At 67.0% G+C, this 19,088-nt stretch carries 18 protein-coding genes and 1 tRNA gene; 8 read left to right on the plus strand and 11 right to left on the minus strand.

Annotation, left to right across the window (positions count from 1 at the left end; all coding sequences use genetic code 11):
* Window positions 1-38: 38 nt before the first annotated feature.
* Complete coding sequence (locus ACM9NP_RS07045) at window positions 39-1,244, plus strand: AAA family ATPase (RefSeq protein WP_415645920.1); 1,206 nt, start codon at window positions 39-41, stop codon at window positions 1,242-1,244.
* Window positions 1,245-1,351: 107 nt separating this feature from the next.
* Window positions 1,352-2,557 carry a vWA domain-containing protein gene (locus ACM9NP_RS07050; RefSeq protein WP_415645793.1) on the plus strand — a complete coding sequence of 402 codons (1,206 nt, stop codon included), beginning with the start codon at window positions 1,352-1,354 and terminating at the stop codon, window positions 2,555-2,557.
* 514 nt (window positions 2,558-3,071) lie between these two features.
* Here the strand turns inward: ACM9NP_RS07050 and ACM9NP_RS07055 are convergent.
* The 5 genes from ACM9NP_RS07055 to ACM9NP_RS07075 all read right to left on the minus strand — a co-directional run bounded on the left by ACM9NP_RS07055 (window position 3,072) and on the right by ACM9NP_RS07075 (window position 6,056).
* Window positions 3,072-3,145: transfer RNA gene (locus ACM9NP_RS07055), tRNA-Ile, on the minus strand.
* Between the two features lie 136 nt (window positions 3,146-3,281).
* Window positions 3,282-3,635 carry a hypothetical protein gene (locus ACM9NP_RS07060; RefSeq protein ID WP_415645794.1) on the minus strand — a complete coding sequence of 118 codons (354 nt, stop codon included), beginning with the start codon at window positions 3,633-3,635 and terminating at the stop codon, window positions 3,282-3,284.
* 258 nt (window positions 3,636-3,893) lie between these two features.
* A complete protein-coding gene (locus tag ACM9NP_RS07065; protein ID WP_415645795.1) occupies window positions 3,894-4,361 on the minus strand; it encodes a peroxiredoxin in 468 nt (155 codons plus the stop codon).
* Window positions 4,362-4,762: 401 nt separating this feature from the next.
* Window positions 4,763-5,209, minus strand: coding sequence for a hypothetical protein (locus tag ACM9NP_RS07070; protein ID WP_415645921.1), 447 nt, complete (start codon window positions 5,207-5,209; stop codon window positions 4,763-4,765).
* A 100-nt stretch (window positions 5,210-5,309) separates the two neighbouring features.
* Window positions 5,310-6,056 carry a 4'-phosphopantetheinyl transferase family protein gene (locus ACM9NP_RS07075; RefSeq protein WP_415645796.1) on the minus strand — a complete coding sequence of 249 codons (747 nt, stop codon included), beginning with the start codon at window positions 6,054-6,056 and terminating at the stop codon, window positions 5,310-5,312.
* 86 nt (window positions 6,057-6,142) lie between these two features.
* On the opposite strand from ACM9NP_RS07075, the gene ACM9NP_RS07080 reads away from it, so the two are divergent.
* Window positions 6,143-7,750 (plus strand): sensor histidine kinase, encoded by a 1,608-nt coding sequence (locus ACM9NP_RS07080; protein ID WP_415645797.1) that lies wholly within the window; start codon window positions 6,143-6,145, stop codon window positions 7,748-7,750.
* A gap of 13 nt (window positions 7,751-7,763) precedes the next feature.
* A complete protein-coding gene (locus tag ACM9NP_RS07085; RefSeq protein ID WP_415645798.1) occupies window positions 7,764-8,435 on the plus strand; it encodes a response regulator in 672 nt (223 codons plus the stop codon).
* 63 nt (window positions 8,436-8,498) lie between these two features.
* Here ACM9NP_RS07085 and ACM9NP_RS07090 read toward each other — a convergent pair whose 3' ends face one another.
* The 4 genes from ACM9NP_RS07090 to ACM9NP_RS07105 all read right to left on the minus strand — a co-directional run bounded on the left by ACM9NP_RS07090 (window position 8,499) and on the right by ACM9NP_RS07105 (window position 12,638).
* Window positions 8,499-9,170 carry a DedA family protein gene (locus ACM9NP_RS07090; protein ID WP_415645799.1) on the minus strand — a complete coding sequence of 224 codons (672 nt, stop codon included), beginning with the start codon at window positions 9,168-9,170 and terminating at the stop codon, window positions 8,499-8,501.
* A 173-nt stretch (window positions 9,171-9,343) separates the two neighbouring features.
* Window positions 9,344-10,180 (minus strand): maleylpyruvate isomerase family mycothiol-dependent enzyme, encoded by an 837-nt coding sequence (locus tag ACM9NP_RS07095; protein WP_415645800.1) that lies wholly within the window; start codon window positions 10,178-10,180, stop codon window positions 9,344-9,346.
* A 113-nt stretch (window positions 10,181-10,293) separates the two neighbouring features.
* Window positions 10,294-11,295 (minus strand): LacI family DNA-binding transcriptional regulator, encoded by a 1,002-nt coding sequence (locus ACM9NP_RS07100; protein ID WP_415645801.1) that lies wholly within the window; start codon window positions 11,293-11,295, stop codon window positions 10,294-10,296.
* Window positions 11,292-12,638, minus strand: coding sequence for a GH1 family beta-glucosidase (locus ACM9NP_RS07105; protein ID WP_415645802.1), 1,347 nt, complete (start codon window positions 12,636-12,638; stop codon window positions 11,292-11,294). The genes ACM9NP_RS07100 and ACM9NP_RS07105 overlap by 4 nt, the downstream gene beginning before the upstream one ends.
* Window positions 12,639-12,917: 279 nt before the next feature.
* Here ACM9NP_RS07105 and ACM9NP_RS07110 point away from each other — a divergent pair, with 279 nt between their 5' ends.
* The 3 genes from ACM9NP_RS07110 to ACM9NP_RS07120 all read left to right on the plus strand — a co-directional run bounded on the left by ACM9NP_RS07110 (window position 12,918) and on the right by ACM9NP_RS07120 (window position 16,287).
* Window positions 12,918-14,267, plus strand: coding sequence for an ABC transporter substrate-binding protein (locus tag ACM9NP_RS07110; protein WP_415645803.1), 1,350 nt, complete (start codon window positions 12,918-12,920; stop codon window positions 14,265-14,267).
* A gap of 119 nt (window positions 14,268-14,386) precedes the next feature.
* A complete protein-coding gene (locus tag ACM9NP_RS07115; protein WP_415645804.1) occupies window positions 14,387-15,364 on the plus strand; it encodes a carbohydrate ABC transporter permease in 978 nt (325 codons plus the stop codon).
* Entirely contained in the window at window positions 15,361-16,287 is a 927-nt protein-coding gene (locus tag ACM9NP_RS07120) for a carbohydrate ABC transporter permease (protein WP_415645805.1), read from the plus strand. The genes ACM9NP_RS07115 and ACM9NP_RS07120 overlap by 4 nt, the downstream gene beginning before the upstream one ends.
* A gap of 41 nt (window positions 16,288-16,328) precedes the next feature.
* On the opposite strand, the gene ACM9NP_RS07125 is transcribed toward ACM9NP_RS07120, so the two are convergent.
* Window positions 16,329-16,898 carry a helix-turn-helix domain-containing protein gene (locus ACM9NP_RS07125; RefSeq protein WP_415645806.1) on the minus strand — a complete coding sequence of 190 codons (570 nt, stop codon included), beginning with the start codon at window positions 16,896-16,898 and terminating at the stop codon, window positions 16,329-16,331.
* 249 nt (window positions 16,899-17,147) lie between these two features.
* Between ACM9NP_RS07125 and ACM9NP_RS07130 the strand changes: the two genes are divergently transcribed.
* Window positions 17,148-17,786: a mycothiol-dependent nitroreductase Rv2466c family protein gene (locus ACM9NP_RS07130; protein ID WP_415645807.1), complete on the plus strand. Its 639-nt coding sequence runs from the start codon at window positions 17,148-17,150 to the stop codon at window positions 17,784-17,786.
* A gap of 246 nt (window positions 17,787-18,032) precedes the next feature.
* Here the strand turns inward: ACM9NP_RS07130 and ACM9NP_RS07135 are convergent, their stop codons facing one another.
* Complete coding sequence (locus ACM9NP_RS07135) at window positions 18,033-18,986, minus strand: hypothetical protein (RefSeq protein WP_415645808.1); 954 nt, start codon at window positions 18,984-18,986, stop codon at window positions 18,033-18,035.
* Window positions 18,987-19,088 lie beyond the last annotated feature (102 nt).

A 19,088-nucleotide genomic window follows, 5' to 3' on the forward strand; every position in this document is an offset into this window, starting at 1 on the left:
CCCCCGCCCCCGCCTGCACGGCCGGAACACCCACTCAATTGGCCCTAGCCGACGAACTCCTGTCTCTGCTGCGGACGACCACGACCGAGACGCGCTCCGATGAACAGCTCGAAGCGCTCACCCTCGCCGTGGCAGCGGACCTGCCCGTGTTGCTCTGGGGCGAGCCGGGCATCGGTAAGACCGCGGTCCTGACACAACTCGCCGACTCCCTTGACCTGCCGCTGACGACCGTGATCGCCAGCGTCCATGAACCGTCCGACTTCTCCGGTCTGCCCATAGTGGGCGACGATCCGGAGCAGCGCGGCGTGCCGATGGCACCACCGCGGTGGGCTGTGGACCTCGTGCGGGCCGGTCGCGGGCTGCTCTTTCTGGACGAGTTGTCCACCGCCACTCCGGCCGTCCAAGCGGCACTGCTGCGGGTCGTGCTCGAACGGCGGGTCGGTGCGCTGCGACTCCCACCAGATGTGCGGATCGTGGCCGCCGCCAATCCGCGCGCCTCGGCGGCGGACGGATGGGAACTGAGTCCGCCGTTGGCGAACCGGTTCGTCCATCTCCATTGGGTGCACGACCGAGAGGTCGTCGTGCGGGGCTTGGGCGGGGTCTGGCCCCGGGCCGAACTGCCCCGTCTGGTGCCGGAGCGACTACCGGAGGCGGTGGCGTTCGCCCGCAGCGCGGTCTGCGGCTTCTTGACGGCCCGGCCGAAGCTGATCCACCGGCTGCCGAGTAGCGAGACCCGGCGAGGGGGAGCCTGGCCATCGCCGCGCAGCTGGGAGGCCGCGATGACCCTATTGGCCTTCGGGACTGCCGCCGCGGTCTCCAGGGACGTGCTGGCACTGCTGATTCGAGGTGTCGTGGGCGACGGCCCGGGGCTTGAACTCCTCGCTCACCTCGACCGGATGGATCTCCCGGATCCAGAGTCGCTATTGGACGATCCGGCGTCCGCAGAACTGCCCGTGCGCGGCGATCTGCGTCAAGCGGCGCTTGAGGCCATGGTGATCGCGGTCGGATCACGGCCGGAAAGGGAGCGATGGGAGGCGGCATGGGAGGTGCTGGCACGAGCTTTGGAGACCGGTGCTCCGGACCTGTTGGCCGCTCCTGCCATGGGCTTGGCGCGTTTGCGGCGCGACGACTGGGAGGTCCCCGAAACGATAGAACGGTTGACCGGATTGGTCGGCATCACCCGGCAGGCGAATCAATCGGTCGAACGGGTCGAGGCCGAGCGCGCGGCGGAGGCACACCGATGAGCGGAGATCGAAAGGCCCCAGTGCCCCGACCGACGGCGCAGCGTTCCACCCGACCGCGGCGGGCAGGGCCCGGTGGGTCGAACAGTCGGACCGGACCTCCGCTGGACATGGCGAAGTTGCTGACGGCCCGACTCCACGCGGTGAAGGTCCGGCCCTACCTGGCCGACGCGCTCTTCGCGCTCCACGTGGTCGAGGACTGGTCGGTGCCCACAATGGCGGTCGACACGCACTGGCGGTGCTACGTGTCGCCCGGTTTCGTGGCGCGAACCCCGGTGGAGCAACTCGCGGGCGTCTGGGTTCACGAGGTTTCCCACCTGCTCCGTGACCATCACGGTCGAGGTGAGCGGTATGCGGTGGAGCACGGGGAGCACGGGCCGGGAGAAAGGCTGCGTCGCAACATCGCCGCCGATTTCGAAATCAACGACGACATCTATGGTGACGGTCTGTCGGTGCCGGCCGGGGTGGTGCAGCCTTCCCTGTTGCGGCTGCCCAATGGGCTGCTGATGGAGGAGTACTTGCAGACGACATCGCTGTCCGGGCTCGCCACGGAACTCGCATGGCTCGACTGCGGCAGCGGTGCAGATGGGCACGAACGGCCGTGGGAGCTGGGCTCCGACGGAGCGCACGGCCTGAGCAGGCAGCAGCGGGACGCGGTCCGTTTCCGGGTCGCGGAGGGAATCAAAGGCCGGCCCGGGGACGCGCCGGAAGGCTGGCGCCGTTGGGCGCATCGGGCGTTCCAACAACCGCAGCCCTGGCGGCGACTGCTGGGGGCCGCGGTCCGTTCGGCGGTGGGAACACCGGGAGTGGGCGAGAACCACAGCTACCGGCGGCCTTCTCGGCGCTCCGCCGGGGTCCCCGGGGTGCTGTTGCCGAGCCTGCTTCGTACTCCACCCCGGGTCTGTGTGGTGATCGACACTTCCGGGTCGGTGAGCGACGCCGAACTGGGCAGTGCCCTCCTGGAAGTGGCGGCGATCTCGCGAGCCGTGGGCGGACGACGTGACCTGGTCTCGGTGATCTCCTGCGACGCGGCGGCCGGCATCGCCGTTCCACTGTGTCGCGCCGAGAACATCGAACTGATCGGTGGCGGTGGGACGGATCTGCGTTCCGGTTTCGCCCGCGCAATCCGTTCCCGGCCGCGCCCGGACGTGGTCGTGGCACTGACGGACGGGCAGACGCCGTGGCCGGTCACGCGACCACCCTGTCGTACCGTCGTCGGGCTTTTCCCCCGCACTTCCCGTGCGGTGGACGAGATGAACCTCGACTATGTTCCGGATGCCCCACCTTCGTGGGCGCGCGTCGTCACGATTGGCTGAGGACACTGGCGGCCCGTCGCCCGTCGCCCGTCGCCCGTCGCCCGTCGCCCGTCGCCCGTGAGGCGGTGAGCGAGACGGGCGATGGCGCTACCCGGTTCAGCCAAGAAACTGGACTCAAACCCGGCCCGGCCATTCTGTCCAGACCGTCCGAGCAGACGGCGAGTACGCACCATCCGTTTCGATGAAGTAACCCGAGATGTCGGTGGCCGACATAATGGACGATGCACCTTACTGCCTGATGGCGGCATTCTGCCGACGTCGTTCTCTGTGTCGTCCATGGCGTCCACCAATGGCGACATCGGTCCGCTTTCAGGCGAGACGTACTCCTCGGCGGCCGACTGCGCGGAGCTCCGTCGCAAAAGGATCAGGATCAGAACTCCTGAACCATAAGGCCTCAGTGGTATCCCGGAATGTCGCCAGTGGTCGCACCGTGCCGCACTTGGCTGCACATGGGAGAAGGCCCGCCTGTCAGGGTTTCCCCTGGCGGGCGGGCCTTCTCGGAGTTCGGAAGTTGTGGGGCGGGTCGGGCTCGAACCGACGACCGGCGGGTTATGAGTCCGCTGCTCTAACCAGCTGAGCTACCGCCCCTCGCGGCGTCATAATACCGGGTGTTCGCCGCGGCTCGCCACGTCCTATCGGACGGCCTCACGAGCAAGGTGGTGGCGATCAGGGTGGCGGCCATCGTCGGTGGTGCCATCCTGGCCGCCTGCCAGTGGGGGCGCGGTCACGTCGTCTCAGGTGGCTCGTTTCGCGGTATCGCGCGCCAGACGCGTTCGAGGCGTCCGCCGGGCGCCTGCCTGAAACCCGCGGTCTTGCAACCGGCGACCCCGTTTCGGCTGTGCGTCCACCTACCGTCGTCCGACCTCATGATCGAGAGGCCGCAGTGGTTGCATTCGGCTTCGACGGTGAGGGCGGCTCGTTCGGCCTCGTCCTCACGTTCACATTCGGATCGATACTCGATGAGCGCTTGGAGGACTTCATCTCCGGTCGAGTCGGGATTCGCGTCGAGTATCGCCTGGACCAGACTGACCGCCTGCTCCGCCGTGTACCGCTTGAACGCGCTGTCCAACAGGCCCATTGAATCTCATTCCATCGCCGGCTTCGACTGTTCGGGCAACGCATGGGAGACACCTGTGGTGCGAACGTCCAAAGGTCACATCGGATGTCCGATCGTGACGATCCGGGCATGCGTCGCCTGCGACCATCATGACACGATCCGTATATGGGGCGGACACGCGATCGTACGTCCGGGGACGACCGTCACGCCGCGATTCTCCGCCCGACATGGAAGCGATCCGCGTCGATGTCCTTGGTCGAGGTGGGGGCCATCCGTGCCTCAGCTCGCGCGGGAGCGGAGGATCTCCAGGGCTCGGTCCGCGTGCGCCGTCATCGAGACTTCGTTGTGGATCATGCCGAGGACGGTGCGGTCGGTGTCGATGACGATAGTCGTCCTCTTGGTGCGCAACGGTCCCAACGGAAGGGCGCGGCGGACGTCCAGTTTGGAGGCCACTGTGCCGTCCGGGTCGGACAGCAGCGGGTAGTCGAAGCCGTGAGCCTCCGCGAAGCGGCGCTGCGCGGCCACGTCGTCGCGGCTGATGCCGACGCGCTGCGCCCCCAGCGCCGCGAACTCGGCGCCGAGGTCGCGGAAGTGACACGCCTGGGCGGTGCAGCCCTTCGTCATCGCGGCCGGGTAGAAGAACAGGACCACCGGGCCGTCGGCGAGGAACTCGGTGAGGCTGCGGGCTTGGCCCTGGTCGTCAGTCAGGGTGAAGTCCTCGACCACGTCTCCAGCATGGACTGTCATTGCGGTCCGCCTTCCTGAGTTGTTGGGCCGATTCTACGGGCGGCCGCGAGACGCCGCCCACCGTGAGCCCCGCCCGAGCGGACCTCGGCGGTCAAGCCGGTGAGTGCTCCATGGCGAGCCCATGGGACTCAACGTGCTCCGATCGCTCCGGTTGGATCGACGAACGTGTCCTCCGGTTGGTCCGACAGCTCCCCGTCAACCCAGACCTGCATCCCATGGCTACCGCGGGCCCGCGCTTTAGGCGTCGGGGTGCATACCGGCGGTGTCGCGGAAGATCGGGCCACCGCTCGTTTCCCGCCTGGTACGCGCGGAGCGGAACTCGCGGATCGGTTTCCATCGTGTGGACTGATCCAATGCGGCTCCGGATCCGGCGCGCACCAAGCGAGGTGCCGGGTGAGCGGTCAGCAGCCGCCGCAGTTGTAGTAAGTGATGTCCCAGTGGTTGCCTTCGAGGTAATAGATGTTTCCCGATCCGGACTGCCACTTGCTGCCGCCGATCGAGGTGAACGTTCCCGTGATGTAGTTCTGGAGGCAGGTCGACAGGCTCGTGTCGAGCTTGTAACCGTTCCAGTGGCTGTAGGTGCCGTCGGCGTGCCCGGTCTCGGTTCCACCGGTGACGTTGATGGCGCAACCGCTGGCGGACTTGAGGGTGATGATGCCCGAGATCGTCGCCGAGTTGATCTGGGTGAAGGAGGTGCACGTGGGGTTGTTCCGGTCGGAACAGCCTCCGCTGGACGACCAGGTGATGCCCGCGGCGCTGAGGCGGCTGGCCGCTTGGGCGTGGGTCAGTTTGGCGTTCGCCTCGACGTCGCCGGCGATGGAGACACCGGGAGCGCCGAGGGTGAGCATGGCGGCGGCCGACATGGTCGCCAGCACGCGCATGATGAGTCTCTTGAAGGACATCCGGTAGGGCCTTTCATTCATGGTCATCGATTGACGACCATGAATGTCAGGATTGTCCATGTGTGAATCGATTGTCAAGGGATGTCGGGGCCGTCCCCATGTTTCCGTCTCGCAACGACGTCGATGCGTCCCACGTTCGCGGACTGATCGTCTCGGGGCCGATCACCGTCACGGCTGCGGCGTGCTCCACATCAATGTCCACATCGGCCATCGCGAAGATCGACGCGTCGTGGTTCGGCATCGAGACCAGCCGAGCCGGGTCGTCGGAGCCACTCACGATGACCGCCGACAGGGGAGCTCGCAGACCGTCCCCGGTGGCCTTGACGACCGACTCCTTGCGAACCCAGTACCGGTAGAACGCCGCAGTCCGCTCCGCACCGTAGAGCCGCTCCAGGAGGGCCCGTTCCGAAGCGGCGAGAACGATCGACACCGGCAGCTTCGCGCGCTCCGACACCTCCTCGACGTCCACGCCGACAGGACCCGACCGCGTCACCGCCACGACGACGTGGTCACCCGAATGCGACACGGACAGGTGGACGGGATCGCCGACGACGCGCGGCTTGCCGTGGGGCCGCTCGCAGGTCCCGCACTTGCGGGTCAGCGGCACTTCCGCCGGCGTGCAACCGAGGACATCGGCGACGACGAGGCGGCTCAGGGCGCAACCGACGATGAACCGTCCCCGATCGACGTCGTGGCGATACGCGGCGGCGCGGGTGCGTTCGGCGTCGGTGAACCACGACAGGTGGTCGTCCTTCGCGTCACTGGGGCGCGCCCACCACAGGTCGAGTGACATCGGTGCCTTTCGAAGATCGGAGGGGGTGACGATGATCCATGTCTCGCGGTCGAAGCGACCGCGAGTGCCTCGGTACCGTGGACGCGGTGAAGCTTATCGACCGGCTCGTTCCGCCATCGGACGCCACCGACGGGGCGCCCGAGGCGGCTCCCCCGTTTCGCTGGTGGGTCAACATCGTCTGGTGGGTGTGCCTGGCCGGTCCCGTCAACCTCGCGCTCGCGCTCGATTCCGGCTCGCATTGGCTCTTTGGCGTGGCTCTGCTCAGCGTGGCGATCGCCGCCGTCCTGCGGCTGCGCTACACGGTTCCCGTCGGCGCGTTCGTGCTCGTGGTCGTGCTGACGCTGTGGGCGGTTCTGGGGATGCGCGTAGCGTCCTCGACGCCCCAGGTGCTGCTGATCTCCCTGACCTTCCTCAGCTACCTCGTCGGGCGCCGCGATCACTCGCCGCTGCCGGTGACGGTGCAGCTCGGCGTGGCCAGCGTCGTTTGCCTCATCGGGGGACCGCTGACCGGTTTCCGGCTGATGGACTGGCTGTCACTCGTGCTGACGTTGACGTTCCTCATCATCTTCCCGTGGCTCGTCGGCCGATATCGCTACCAGCACGCCCGCCTGTCCGTGAGCGGCTGGCGTCGTGCCGAGCAACTCGAACGCGAGCAGCAGGCCGTCGCCGCGCAGGCGCGGCTGCGCGAACGGGCTCGCATCGCCGAGGACATGCACGATTCGCTCGGCCACGAGTTGAGCCTCATCGCGCTCCGCGCCGCCGCGTTGGAGATCGACCCGGCCCTGCCCTCGGCCCAGCAGGGTGCCGCCGGGGAACTGCGTCAGTCGGCGGCGATCGCGACGGAGCGTCTTCGCGAGATCATCGGGCTGCTGCGCGAGGACGCCGCCAGCATCACGCCTGTGGACGAGACGATCGCCGATCTGGTGACCCGCGCCCGCGAGTCGGGCATGACCATCACCCTGACCCACGACGCGGGTCGTGCGCTGCCGCGTCGGGCCGATCGGGCGGCCCACCGTGTTGTTCAGGAGGCGTTGACGAACGCCGCGAAACACGCGCCCGGCGTCGCTGTGATGGTGACCGTCGAACACGACGACGACATCACGGTCGTGCGGGTCGTCAATGATCTGGCCCCGGGCACGACCGGCTCCGGCATCGGCAATCGGACGGGTCTCGTCGGTCTCGCCGAGCGGGTGCGGCTCGCCGGCGGTGGCCTGACGGCGGTCGCGGTCGGGGGCCGGTTCGTCGTCACCGCGCGCCTGCCGCACGACGCGGACGCCCAGCCGGTGGCCGTCGTGGAGCCGCTCAGCGAGTCCGCGCAACGGCATGTCGCCGAGCGTCGGCGCACTCGCCAGCGGCTCATCACCGTCTTCGCGATCCCGACGGTCCTCATGGTGACCCTCGGCGTGGTCTCCTTGGCGACGAGTGTCATCGTGGCGATGGGTTCGACGATGACGCGTGCGGAGTACGCCGAGATCTCCATCGGGACGACGCGGGAGGAGCTCGAGGACACTCTGCCGATGTTCGAGACGATTGACCCGCCGACGTGGGTCAAGCCGCCGAAGGCCGTGGCCGGTCTCGACGCCGAGTGCCTTTACTATGATTCCGAAATGGAACCCACCATGCAGCAGTCCAATGTGTATCGATTTTGTTTCGTCGACGGAGTGCTGCGGTCCAAGGACATCGTCACCTCTTAACGAAGGGTAATCCGTGCGTATTGTGCTGGCCGACGACGAGGCGATGATTCGCGCCGGGGTACGGGCGATCCTCGCCAGCGACCCGACGATCGAGGTCGTCGCGGAGGCCGCCGACGGAGCCGAGGCGGTCACCGCCGTCGAGCGCCACCGCCCCGATATGGTGCTGCTGGACATCCGCATGCCACGTGTCGACGGATTGACTGCGGCGGAACGCATCCGCGACGCCCATCCCGACGTCGGCGTCATCATGCTGACCACCTTCGGCGAGGACGAGTACATCGCGCGGGCGCTCGGGATCGGCGCGAGCGGCTTCCTGCTGAAGTCGGGGGACCCGAGGGAGCTCATATCGGGCGTTCACGCGGTCGCGGCCGGTGCCGCGTTCCTGTCGCCGCAGGTCGCCAAGAGGGTGATCGACGATCTGTCGCGGAGCGCGTCGGGCGGGCGGATGACGCGGAGCGCTCGGGCGAGGGAGGCGATCGGCGGGTTGACGGCGCGCGAACGCGAGGTGTTGACCTTGTTGGGCGGGGGGCTCTCCAACGCGGAGATCGCCAAGCGGATTCACGTCGTCGAGGGAACCGTGAAGGCGTATGTCAGCGCGATCCTGGCACGGCTGGCTGTTCGGAACCGGGTGCAGGCCGCGATCGTGGCGTACGAGGCCGGACTGGTGGAGGGGCTGGAACGGTAGGGGGCCGGACGTGACACGGCGGTGGGGGGACGTCGTCCACACCCACCGCCTCGGTTCTCTGGGCTATTGCTTTCCGGAGTTGACCGGCTCGGCGGTGCTCTCGCTCTCGGTCGTCTCGGCGGCCTTGGCGCGCCGCTCCAGGATGTATCGAACCAGTTCGACGGCTCCGGCGCACGTCATGGCGACGGCGAAGCCGAGCGCCAAGGCGAGCAGCGGGCGACCTTGGAAGACCCAGCCCGCGAAGTAGCCGATGAGGCCGGAGTACACGCCCCACGAGATCGCCGCGATCGCGTCGAAGAACATGAACTTGCGGATCGGGTATCCGACGGCGCCGCACGTGATCGTGATGGCCGTCCGACCACCGGGGATGTATCGGGCGACGACGAGGACGATTCCGCCGCGTTTGATCAGGGCGTCGTGAGCCCAGTCGAACGCCTTCTTCTTCTTGGTCCCGGGTTTGAGCCGTTTGGCGATCGGCCCGAACGCGAATCGGCCGATGGCGTACGAGACGTGGTCGCCGCAGAACGCGCCGATCGCGGCGGCGGCGATGACGATGCCGATGTTCGGGACACCGATGGCGGCGGCTGACGCGCCGGCCGCGATGACCGTGGTTTCACCGGGCACGACCGGGAAGAACCCGTCGAGGAAGGCGATTCCAAAAACTACGAGATAGATCCAAGGCGAGGCCATGAAGACTTCGACGTACTCCATGATCGCGTGCTCCAGCTGTTCCACGCACAGAACAGTAGAGCACTCGCACAACCGGGGCAATGAACGATCGTCAGTGGCGTCGTTGACTTTCGGCGGGGGTGGAACGGGGNGNGCCGAGCGGTCTCGGCGCCCCGGAGAGGCAAGCGATCGAAGGGCATCGATGGTATTGAGCGTGGCCGGCGTCGTGACACCCTCGGTCAACACCTTGTCAGAATGTGGTCCGTCCGCCTGATGTATTCACACTCATGGATTGTTGATCTCGGCCGTAAGGACCATGTGATCGGCGAGGTTTCCTGCCATAGTTTGATGAGGCTGCCGTCGCCGGAGACGTTCAAATCGTCAATGCGACAGCGGTTCCACATAGCCAAATAGAGGAGTTCCACCGGCCCCGACAGGGTGCAATCGCTCGGTGCGTGGTGGGACCGGGTCACCCGCAACGGCTCGTCGGAGATGTGCAGGAACCAATCACCGGGTTCGTCGAGCTCATCGGTGGCGTGCAGACGCAGGACCCGTGGAACGGGAGAGCGCACACGACTTTTCGGACGTGAGTGCAGGCCGTTGAGCAGTTCGTCGATGCCATCGGCGGCGAAGCCGACGCCGATCGGTGAGATCTCGTCGCCGCGGGCACTTTCGGCGTCGACGCGATGGATCGCGGTCTCGTGGGCCTGCCGTCGCGCCCAGAACGCCAGGGGCGGCGCTCCCGGCAGCGATGTCCAGCACGAGAGGTCGTCTGGCGCGTCGCGCAGGGCGTTGACGAGCTGGCGCAGACTCTCCCGATACCACTCGACGAGCAGAGCCTCGTCGCAGATGGGGCCGGCGATCTTGGCGATTTCGTTGTCGGGCGGATCGTACGAGCGGGCTTCGGAGACGATCGTCTTGGCCCACCGGTGGACAGTTCCTGTGTGCCACAACAGATCCCGGATTGTCCATCCGGGACAGGTAGGTATCGGGGCTCTTATCCCTACCTCATCAGCGGACGCCGCGAGCAGGTTTCCCTCGCGTTGCAGCGCCTCAATGTGTTCCACTACTCCCATTGGCGAGAGTCTGGCAGCACACCGTGGACGGCGCAACAGCTGGACGCAGGCGATATGAAAACGTTAATGAAGCGTCACCCTCGGGCAGGATCGTCGTTCACCGATCTTCTGATTCAGCCCGATTCCCGAACGATCAGCTGGGTCGTCAACAGTCGCGGCGCCGGGCACGGCTTGCCCGAGAGCATCACGAGCGCGGCGCGTGCCATCGACCGGCCGAGGTCGACGGCCGGCTGACGGATCGTCGTCAACGGCGGGTCCGCGTACCGGGCGCTGTCGACGTCGTCGAAACCGACGACCGCGATGTCGGTGCCGATGCGCAACCCCGAGGCCCTTATGGCCGTCATCGCGCCGAAAGCCATCGCGTCGGAGGCCGCGAACACCGCGTCGATGTGCGGATAGCGCTTGAGCAGGCGGTACATCGCCGCTTCGCCGCTGGATCGGGAGAAGTCGCCGTACTCGACGATCGGTTGCCGGTGGGCGGAGGCGATCTCGGCGCGGTATCCGGCGAGCCGGTCCGATCCGGCCGTCAGTCCGGTCGGGCCGGCGATGGTGGCGATGTGCTGGCGCCCGCGCGTGGCGAGGTGCCGCACCGCCGCACGCGAACCCCCGACATTGTCGATGTCGATATAGGGCACATCGCAGTCGGCGGTGTGCCGACCACCGGAGATGACGGGTATCCCATTGCCCGCCAACGCTTCCGCGAGACGTCCGCCGTCATGGCTGGCGAGCACCATCACCGCGTCGACGTGCCCGGACATCGCGTACCGACGTACGCGTTCCTTGCTCGCGGCGGTCTGGGTGATCATGAGAACGAGCTGTCGATCAGCCGACTCCAATGTGGCGGACACGCCGCGCACGATGTCGTGGAAGAACGGGTCGTCGCCGAAGCGGATGTCGGGCCGTTCCGTGATGACGAGCGCGATCGAGTCGGTCCGTCGTGTGACGAGGCTGCGCGCGGCCCGGTTGGGCACGTAACCGAGTTCGGCGATGGCCTTGCGGACGGCGCTGCGCGCGGTCTCGGACACGCCGGGGGAGTTGTTGACGACGCGCGAGACCGTCGCCCGCGACACGCCTGAACGCGCCGCGACCTCCTCCAGCGTGGGGCGCTGACTCATGTGGACAGTCCATGGTGTCTGATGACGTTCGCGTACCATTCGGCGCTCGCCTTTGGAATGCGGCGACCGGTGTCGTAGTCGACTCGGACGATGCCGAAACGCTTGGTGTAGCCCTCGGCCCACTCGAAGTTGTCCATGAGGGACCACGCCAGGTATCCGCGGACGTCGGCACCCTTGGTGATCGCCTCGTCGACGGCGCGAAGGTGGGAGTCGAGGAAGGCGACGCGGTCGACGTCGTCCACATAGCCGTCGGCGTCGGCCTTGTCGTCGAAGGCCGCGCCGTTCTCGGTGATGGCCAGCGGCACCCCGTAGTCGCGGTGGGCCTGGAGCAGCAGATCGGACAGTCCACCCGCGTCGATCGGCCAGCCCATGGCCGTCCGGTCCAGATCGGAGGGCGCGGAGAAGTCGATGCCCTCGGTGCCGGGGTGCGCGGCGGAGCCTGGAGCCCCGGCCTTTCGGCGTACCCAGGTGGGGTTGTAGTAGTTGAGCCCGAGCAGGTCGATCGGTCGCGAGATGACGTCGAGGTCGCCGTCCTGGATGAACGAGTGGTCGGTGAAGCGTGCGGCGTGCTCCAGGACGTCAGAGGGATAGGCGCCGTCGAACAGCGGGCCCGTGAACACCCGGTTCGCGAGCCCGTCGACGAGTTTGACCGCTTCCGGATCGCCGCGCACGACGGAGTTGTTGAGGACGATGGACACCGACTCCGCCCCGGCGGCGCGCAGCGAGTCGACGGCCAGCCCGTGGCCGAGCAGTAGGTGGTGGGCGGCCGCGAAGGAGGCCCCCGGGTCCGTCATGCCGGGCGCGTGGATTCCCGCCGCGTATCCGAGGAACGCCGCGCACCATGGCTCATTCAATGTGGACCAATCGGCGACGCGGTCGGCGAGTCGGTCGGCCACGATCGTGGCGTACTCACCGAAGCGGTACGCGGTGTCGCGGGCCGGCCAGCCGCCGCAGTTGTGGACGGCCTGGGGCAGATCCCAGTGGTACAAGGTCGCCATCGGCGTGATGCCGGCTTCGAGCAGGCCGTCGACGAGTCGGTCGTAGAAGGCCAGGCCCGCCGGGTTGACGGGGCCGCTGCCGTCCGGCTGCACGCGTGGCCACGAGATCGAGAACCGGTACCGCTGGAGTCCCAGGCTCTTCATCAGGGTGATGTCGTCGCCGAAGCGATGGTAGTGGTCACACGCGATCCGGCCGGTGTGTCCGTGGGCCGTCGCACCCGGTGTCGCGGAGAAGGTGTCCCAAATGGACGGGCCACGTCCGTCGGTGTCGGCGGCGCCCTCGATCTGGTACGCGGCGGTGGCCGCGCCCCAGAAGAAGCCGTCGGGGAATCGAATGTCGCCCATGGGTCACCTCGGTGATCGTGCCATCACTAATGGTCAGTAGTCGTGAGTTTCGCGTGTGCCACAGGGAAGCTTTGTTGACGGTTCAGCGCTTGTCAAGAATCGACTGTTTCCACGGCTGTAACTATTTGGTAAAGGGATATTGACAATTATGAGGTGGAGCACCAACCTTGTGAGAGCGCTCTCAGCGTGCGCTGAGTCCGCCTGAGATAGGTATCAACCATCCCAAGCCGAGCCTGTCCTCCATGCTGGCCCGGTGTGAACAGGAGAGACCTAACATCCATGATCACCAATAAACGACGGCGACTCGCCACCATTGCCGTCGGCGGTTTGGGGCTCGCCCTCGTGGCCGCCTCATGTGGCGCGCCCGAAAACAACGCGTCGGACAAGCTCTCCGACGACGAACTGGACTGTGCCAACTACGAGCAGTTCGGCAGCTACAAGGACGGCGAGAGCGTCACCATCTACTCGCCGATCACCGCCGCCGAGGCGGACGCCTTCGAGGCGGCCTGGGCTCCGTTCCAGGAGTGCACCGGCCTTGAGATCGTCTACGACGGCAGCAATGAGTTCGAGGCGCAGATCAAGGTCCGCGTCGACGGTGGGGACGCGCCCGACATCGCCTTCTTCCCGCAGCCCGGTCTCATGCAGAACTACGCCGACAAGCTTGTGCCCGCTTCCGACAAGCTCGCCGAAACCGCCACGGCCGGTTGGAGCGAGGACTGGCTCCAGTACGGCACGATCGACGACACCCTGTACGCCGCGCCGTTGTCCGGCAACCTGAAGTCCCTCGTGTGGTACTCGCCCTCGTACTTCAAGGACAACAAGTACGAGGTTCCCGAGACCTGGGAAGACATGATGGCGCTCTCGGAGAAGATCGCCGAAGCCGGCACCAAGCCATGGTGCGCCGGCATCGGTTCCGACGCGGCCACCGGCTGGCCCGCCACGGACTGGCTTGAGGACATGATGCTGCGCGAGTCCGGCGGCGACGTGTACGACCAGTGGGTCAACCACGACATCGCCTTCGACGACGAGGCCGTCGTGACCGCGCTCGACAAGGCCGGCTCGATCTTGAAGAACGACGACTTCGTCAACGGCGGACACGGCAGTGTCAAGTCGATCGCGCAGACGTCCTTCGAAGAGGCCGGTCTGCCTATTCTCGACGGTGAGTGCGCCATGCACCGCCAGGCGTCCTTCTACGGCGCCCAGTGGGGCGAGGACGTGAAGGTCGGCCCCGACGGCGACGTCTTCGCGTTCTTCCTGCCGGGCAACACCGCCGAGGAGAAGCCGCTGCTCGGCGGCGGCGAGTTCGTGGCCGCGTTCAGCGACGCCCCCGAGGTCGACGCCTTCCGCACCTACCTGGCGTCCGGCCTGTTCGCCAACGCTCGCATGAAGACCGGTCCGTGGGCCTCGGCGCACTCCGAAGCCGACCCGGCCAACGCCTCCGACCCGCTCATGAAGATGGTCGTGGAACTGTTCGGCGACGAGAACGCCGAATTCCGCTTCGACGCCTCCGACCTGATGCCCGGTGACATCGGCTCCGGTGCCTTCTTCAAGGAGATGACGAACTGGATCAACGGGAAATCTTCGGAGGACGCCCTCGGCGCCGTCGAAAAGGCATGGCAGGACAGCTAACCGCTTAACCAGAGGTTGTCCCGTCGCCCAGCGCGTCGGTTCGCCGGACCTGAGTCATCGGGACAACCTCTACGGGGCCGCCTTCACCGCGAGGCGGCTCCGTCGTTCCCGGAGGATTCATGACTTTCGACTTTGTGGACGAGCTGCCGAAGCTCGGCGTTCTCGGCGTCGGCCTCATCGCGTTCGTGTTGGTCGTGCTCGGGCTACTCGCCCTGGCAAATCTCGCACCCAACCGCGAACGCGGTGGCGCCACCGCCTCCGTTTTTCTCATCCCGGCACTGATATTGCTGGGCATCGGCCTCATCGTTCCCGCCGTCCGCACCACCATTCTGTCCTTTTTCGATAAAACCACCGAGGTCTTCGTCGGCCTCGACAACTACATCTGGGTGTTCACTGATCCCGAGATACTTCTCGTCGTCCGCAACACCGTTGTCTGGGTCGTACTCACGCCGCTGCTCGCCACCGCGATCGGCCTCGTCTACGCCGTCCTCATCGACAAGACCCGCTTCGAGGCGCTCGCCAAGACACTGGTGTTCCTGCCGATGGCCATCTCCTTCGTCGGCGCGTCGATCATCTGGCGTTTCGTCTACGACTACAAGGAGGTCGGCGACCAGATCGGTCTGCTGAACCAGATCATGGTCTGGCTCGGGTTCACCCCCCAGCCGTGGCTGACCGAGACGCCGTGGAACAACGTCTTCCTGATCGTCGTGATGGTGTGGATCCAGGCCGGTTTCGCGACCGTCGTCCTGTCCGCCGCGATCAAGGGCATCCCCGCCGAGATCATCGAGGCGGCACGCCTCGACGGTGTCAACGCGTGGCAGATGTTCTGGCGTATCACCGTTCCATCGATCCGGGCCGCGGTCATCGTCGTCATCGTGACGATGTCGATCGCGGCGTTGAAGCTGTTCGACATCGTCCGCACCATGACCGGTGGCCAGAACGAGACGAGCGTCCTCGCCAACGAGATGTACTTCCAGGCGTTCGTCGGCGACCAGGACGGACGGGGCGCCGCGCTCGCCGTCGTCCTGTTCCTTCTCGTCGTCCCGATCATCGCCTACCAGGTGCACAACATCCGTAAACGCCGGGAGATCGCATGAAAACCGACACCGAACCGGTGACCGCCGTCGCGAAAACCCGCAAGCGTCTCACCAGCCGTACCGCCAGCGTCGTCGCCCTCGTCATCGCACTACTGTGGACGACGCCGACGATCGGTCTGCTCATCACCTCGTTGCGGCCGAAGGAGGACATCGACGACACCGGTTGGTGGACGATCTTCACCAACCCGTCGTTCACGGTCGACAACTACAACGAGGTCCTGTACGGAGCCAACTCCAGTGGGCGACTGGCCAGCGCGTTCGTCAACTCGCTCGTCATCACGATCCCGTCGGTGCTGTTCCCGATCGCGTTCGCCGCGCTCGCGGCCTACGCCCTGTCGTGGATCAGCTTCAAGGGCCGTGACTGGGTGTTCGTCGGGATCTTCGCGCTCCAGGTCGTCCCGTTGCAGATGGCGCTCGTGCCGATGCTGAGCTTCTTCTCCGAAGGCGTCAGCGTCGGCGGTGTCACGCTGCTCCCCGAATGGGGTCTGACCGGCGAATGGCAGTACATCCAGGTGTGGTTCGCGCACACCGCCTTCGGTCTGCCACTGGCGGTGTTCCTACTGCACAACTTCATGTCGGAGCTGCCAGGGTCCATCATCGAATCCGCTCGGGTCGACGGCGCCAGCCACGGCGCCATCTTCCGGCGGATCGTGCTGCCGCTCATCACCCCGGCGCTCGCGTCGTTGGCGATCTTCCAGTTCCTGTGGGTCTGGAACGACCTGCTCGTCGCGTTGATCTTCGCCTCCGGCCCGACGACCAAGCCGTTGACCGCGAAACTCGCCGACATGGTGGGTACCCACGGCACTGCCTGGGAACTGCTCACGGCCGGCGCGTTCATTTCGATCATCGTGCCGATCGTCGTGTTCCTCTGCCTGCAACGCTACTTCGTCCGCGGACTGCTCGCGGGCAGCGTCAAGGGCTGAACAATGTGGTGTGGGCCGTGGCCGTGTCGGTCACGGCCCACTCAGTTCTTCGCCTTCATGTGAACACGCTCGCCCTGCTCGCTGAAGATCGTCAACAACTCGACGGGCATGGAACCGCCGCAACCGAACCAGTGTGGAACGCGAGTGTCGAACTCGGCGGCCTCACCGGTGGTCAGCTGGATATCGCGGTCCCCGAGCAGCAGGCGCAATCGCCCGGAAAGGACGTACATCCACTCGTAACCGTCGTGGCTGCGCTGCTGCGGAGTCTCCTCGGTCGGTTGGATGATCATCTTGTACGTCCGCCGATTCCCCGGCACCTGGGACAGGGGGATGAGCGTTCTGCCGCAGACCGTCCGGGCCGTCTGCCGGACGCGCGGATCACCCGTCGGTTGGCCGATCAACTCGTCGAGTGGGACGCTCAGGGCACGCGCGATCGGCAGAATCAGGTCCAGATTCGCCCGCCGTTTGCCCGCCTCCAAACGGGACAAGGTGCTCGACGACACCCCCGTCGAGTCCGACAACTGCCGCAGCGTCACGTTCCGTTCCGTTCGCAGGGCCCGCAGTCGTTCGCCGATACCGGCGATCTGAGCCGCGATCGATTCGTCGTCCATCTCGCCAGTCTCACACCCCATTGCCGGTATCGCAACGGGACTTGCGCGAACGGCGACAGGCCGCTGGCCGCCCCGATCGCGCGGTCGCCCAGTGTCCCTGGCCTTCCCGCTGAACGCCGGCCGGTCCGACGTCGGGTCGGCAACGGACCGTGCGAAACCCGGACCGTCCGTTTTGTCCGGACGAGGGGCTCGGTATGCCTTCGGTCACGTGGCATCGGCGGGCGCTGCTCGAATGCGTATGTTGGGCGCATGGCACAAGACACCACTACCGTCCGTTTTTGGTTCGATCCGATCTGCCCGTGGGCGTGGATGACGTCCCGCTGGATCACCGAGGTGGAACGCATCCGCGACATCCGGGTCGAATGGAACATCATGAGTCTTCAGGTGCTCAACGAGCCGAAGCTCGACGAGCTCCCCGAGTTCTACGCCGAGCGCATCACCAGCGGCGCATGGTGGCAGCCCGTCCGCGTCATCGCGGCCGCGCGCGCCGCTCACGGCGACGAGGTCGTGGGCCCTCTGTACACGGCCCTCGGCACTCGTTTCCACAATCGTCAGGAACCGCACGAGCGGGCCACCTATGAGGCGGCACTCGCCGAGGTCGGGCTGCCGACTTCGCTGGCCGACGCCGCCACCAGCGACGCGCACGACGACGAGATCCGTCGATCGCACACCGAGGGCATCACCCTGGTCGGCCAGGACGTCGGTACCCCGGTCATCTCGGTGACCGGCGCCGACGGCGAACCGGTCGCGTTCTTCGGCCCCGTCGTGACCCCCGCTCCGAAGGGCGAGGCCGCGGGCCGTCTGTGGGACGGGACGCTGCTCGTGGCGAACACCCCGGGCTTCTTCGAGCTGAAGCGGACCCGCACGCAGGACCCGATCTTCGACTAGAGGTCGTCCCGTTATCTCAGGTCGTGTGAGGCACGGGCCAGGGCGTCACTCGGCAAGGCGGAGAAGCTCCTGCATACCGTGTCGTATGCAGGTGGTTCGCCGACGCGGTCGATGGCGTTCTGACGCTGCCGTAGCCGATCTGCTGGGTAACGGGAGAACCTCTAGGCGCTCGAATGACGAACGACGGCCGCGGAGCACCCCAATGCGGGGTGCTCCGCGGCCGTCGTATCGCGTGACGTCGGACCGTCAGTAGCCCGGCGGCGGGGGAGGCGGCCCGTAACCGGGCTGCTGGCCGTAACCGGACGGCCCACGGCCGGGATCATGTGGTGGGGGCGCCTGACCAGGGTCCCCGTACCCCGCTGGCGGGGCCGGATATCCCGGGTACTGCGCCGCACCCGGGTCCCCCTGTTGAGGATCGTTCGGATCCTGCGGCGGACGGCCGACCGGTGGCGGTGAATGCCGCCATTTGTCGCCGGCGCGTTGCATCATCCGACCCGTCGCCGACAGCATCTTTCCCGACAGCTTCTTCGCTCCGTACCCGACGCGTTGGCCGACGGACGGCGGAGGCCCGTCCGGCTGGCCGTGCGATTGCGCTGGGTCGCCGGGAAGCGGCGCCGGCTCGAGCGGGCCGGGCGAAGTCGGCACGAGATAGCCCGGACCGGCGGACGGCGGTGGGGGAGGCGGCGGTGGCACGTTCGCGGGCGTCGCCGGAACGAGGTACTCGCCGGGGGCGGTGCCGGGCATCGCGGCCGTCGACGGTGGCAGGCTGAAGGTCGGAGCCGACGGCGGGGCCGCGGGTACCTGCGAGGCGCTCGCCTGAGGCGCGTAAGCGACGCGCTCCGGATACAACGGCATGTTCGCCGAGGGCGCTGGCTTGCTCGGAGCCGGAGCCGTCGGTGCCGCGGCGGGTGGAGGCGCGGCCGTGGGCGCCGGTGCCGCTGGTGGCGTCGGCGCGGCCGCAGGGGCGATCGACGCGCTCGCGGTGGGGCGTTCCGCCGGTGGAGCCGGAGCGGGCGCCGGGGCCGCTGCCTCCGCTGCGGCCGCCTGTTTCGCCTGTTCTTCGGCCTTCTTCCGCGCGGCGGCCTCGGCGGCGGCGCGCTTCCGCGCGGCGAGTTGCGCCTGCCGTTGGGCCTCGGCCTCGCGCTGCTGCCGTTCGGCCTCAGCGGCGGTCCCCGGCCACAGTGGAAGATCCTTGGGCACGTGGGCCATCATGCATCCTTTCCGCAAGCCGACCTCGCACCCAAAGTCGATGATGGACACTTTTGGCCGGTATGGACGTACTCCTCAAGTATGCCGTGCGTT

Origin of the sequence: Stackebrandtia soli, assembly GCF_965137155.1 — a bacterium.
Lineage (GTDB): Bacteria > Actinomycetota > Actinomycetes > Mycobacteriales > Micromonosporaceae > Stackebrandtia > Stackebrandtia soli.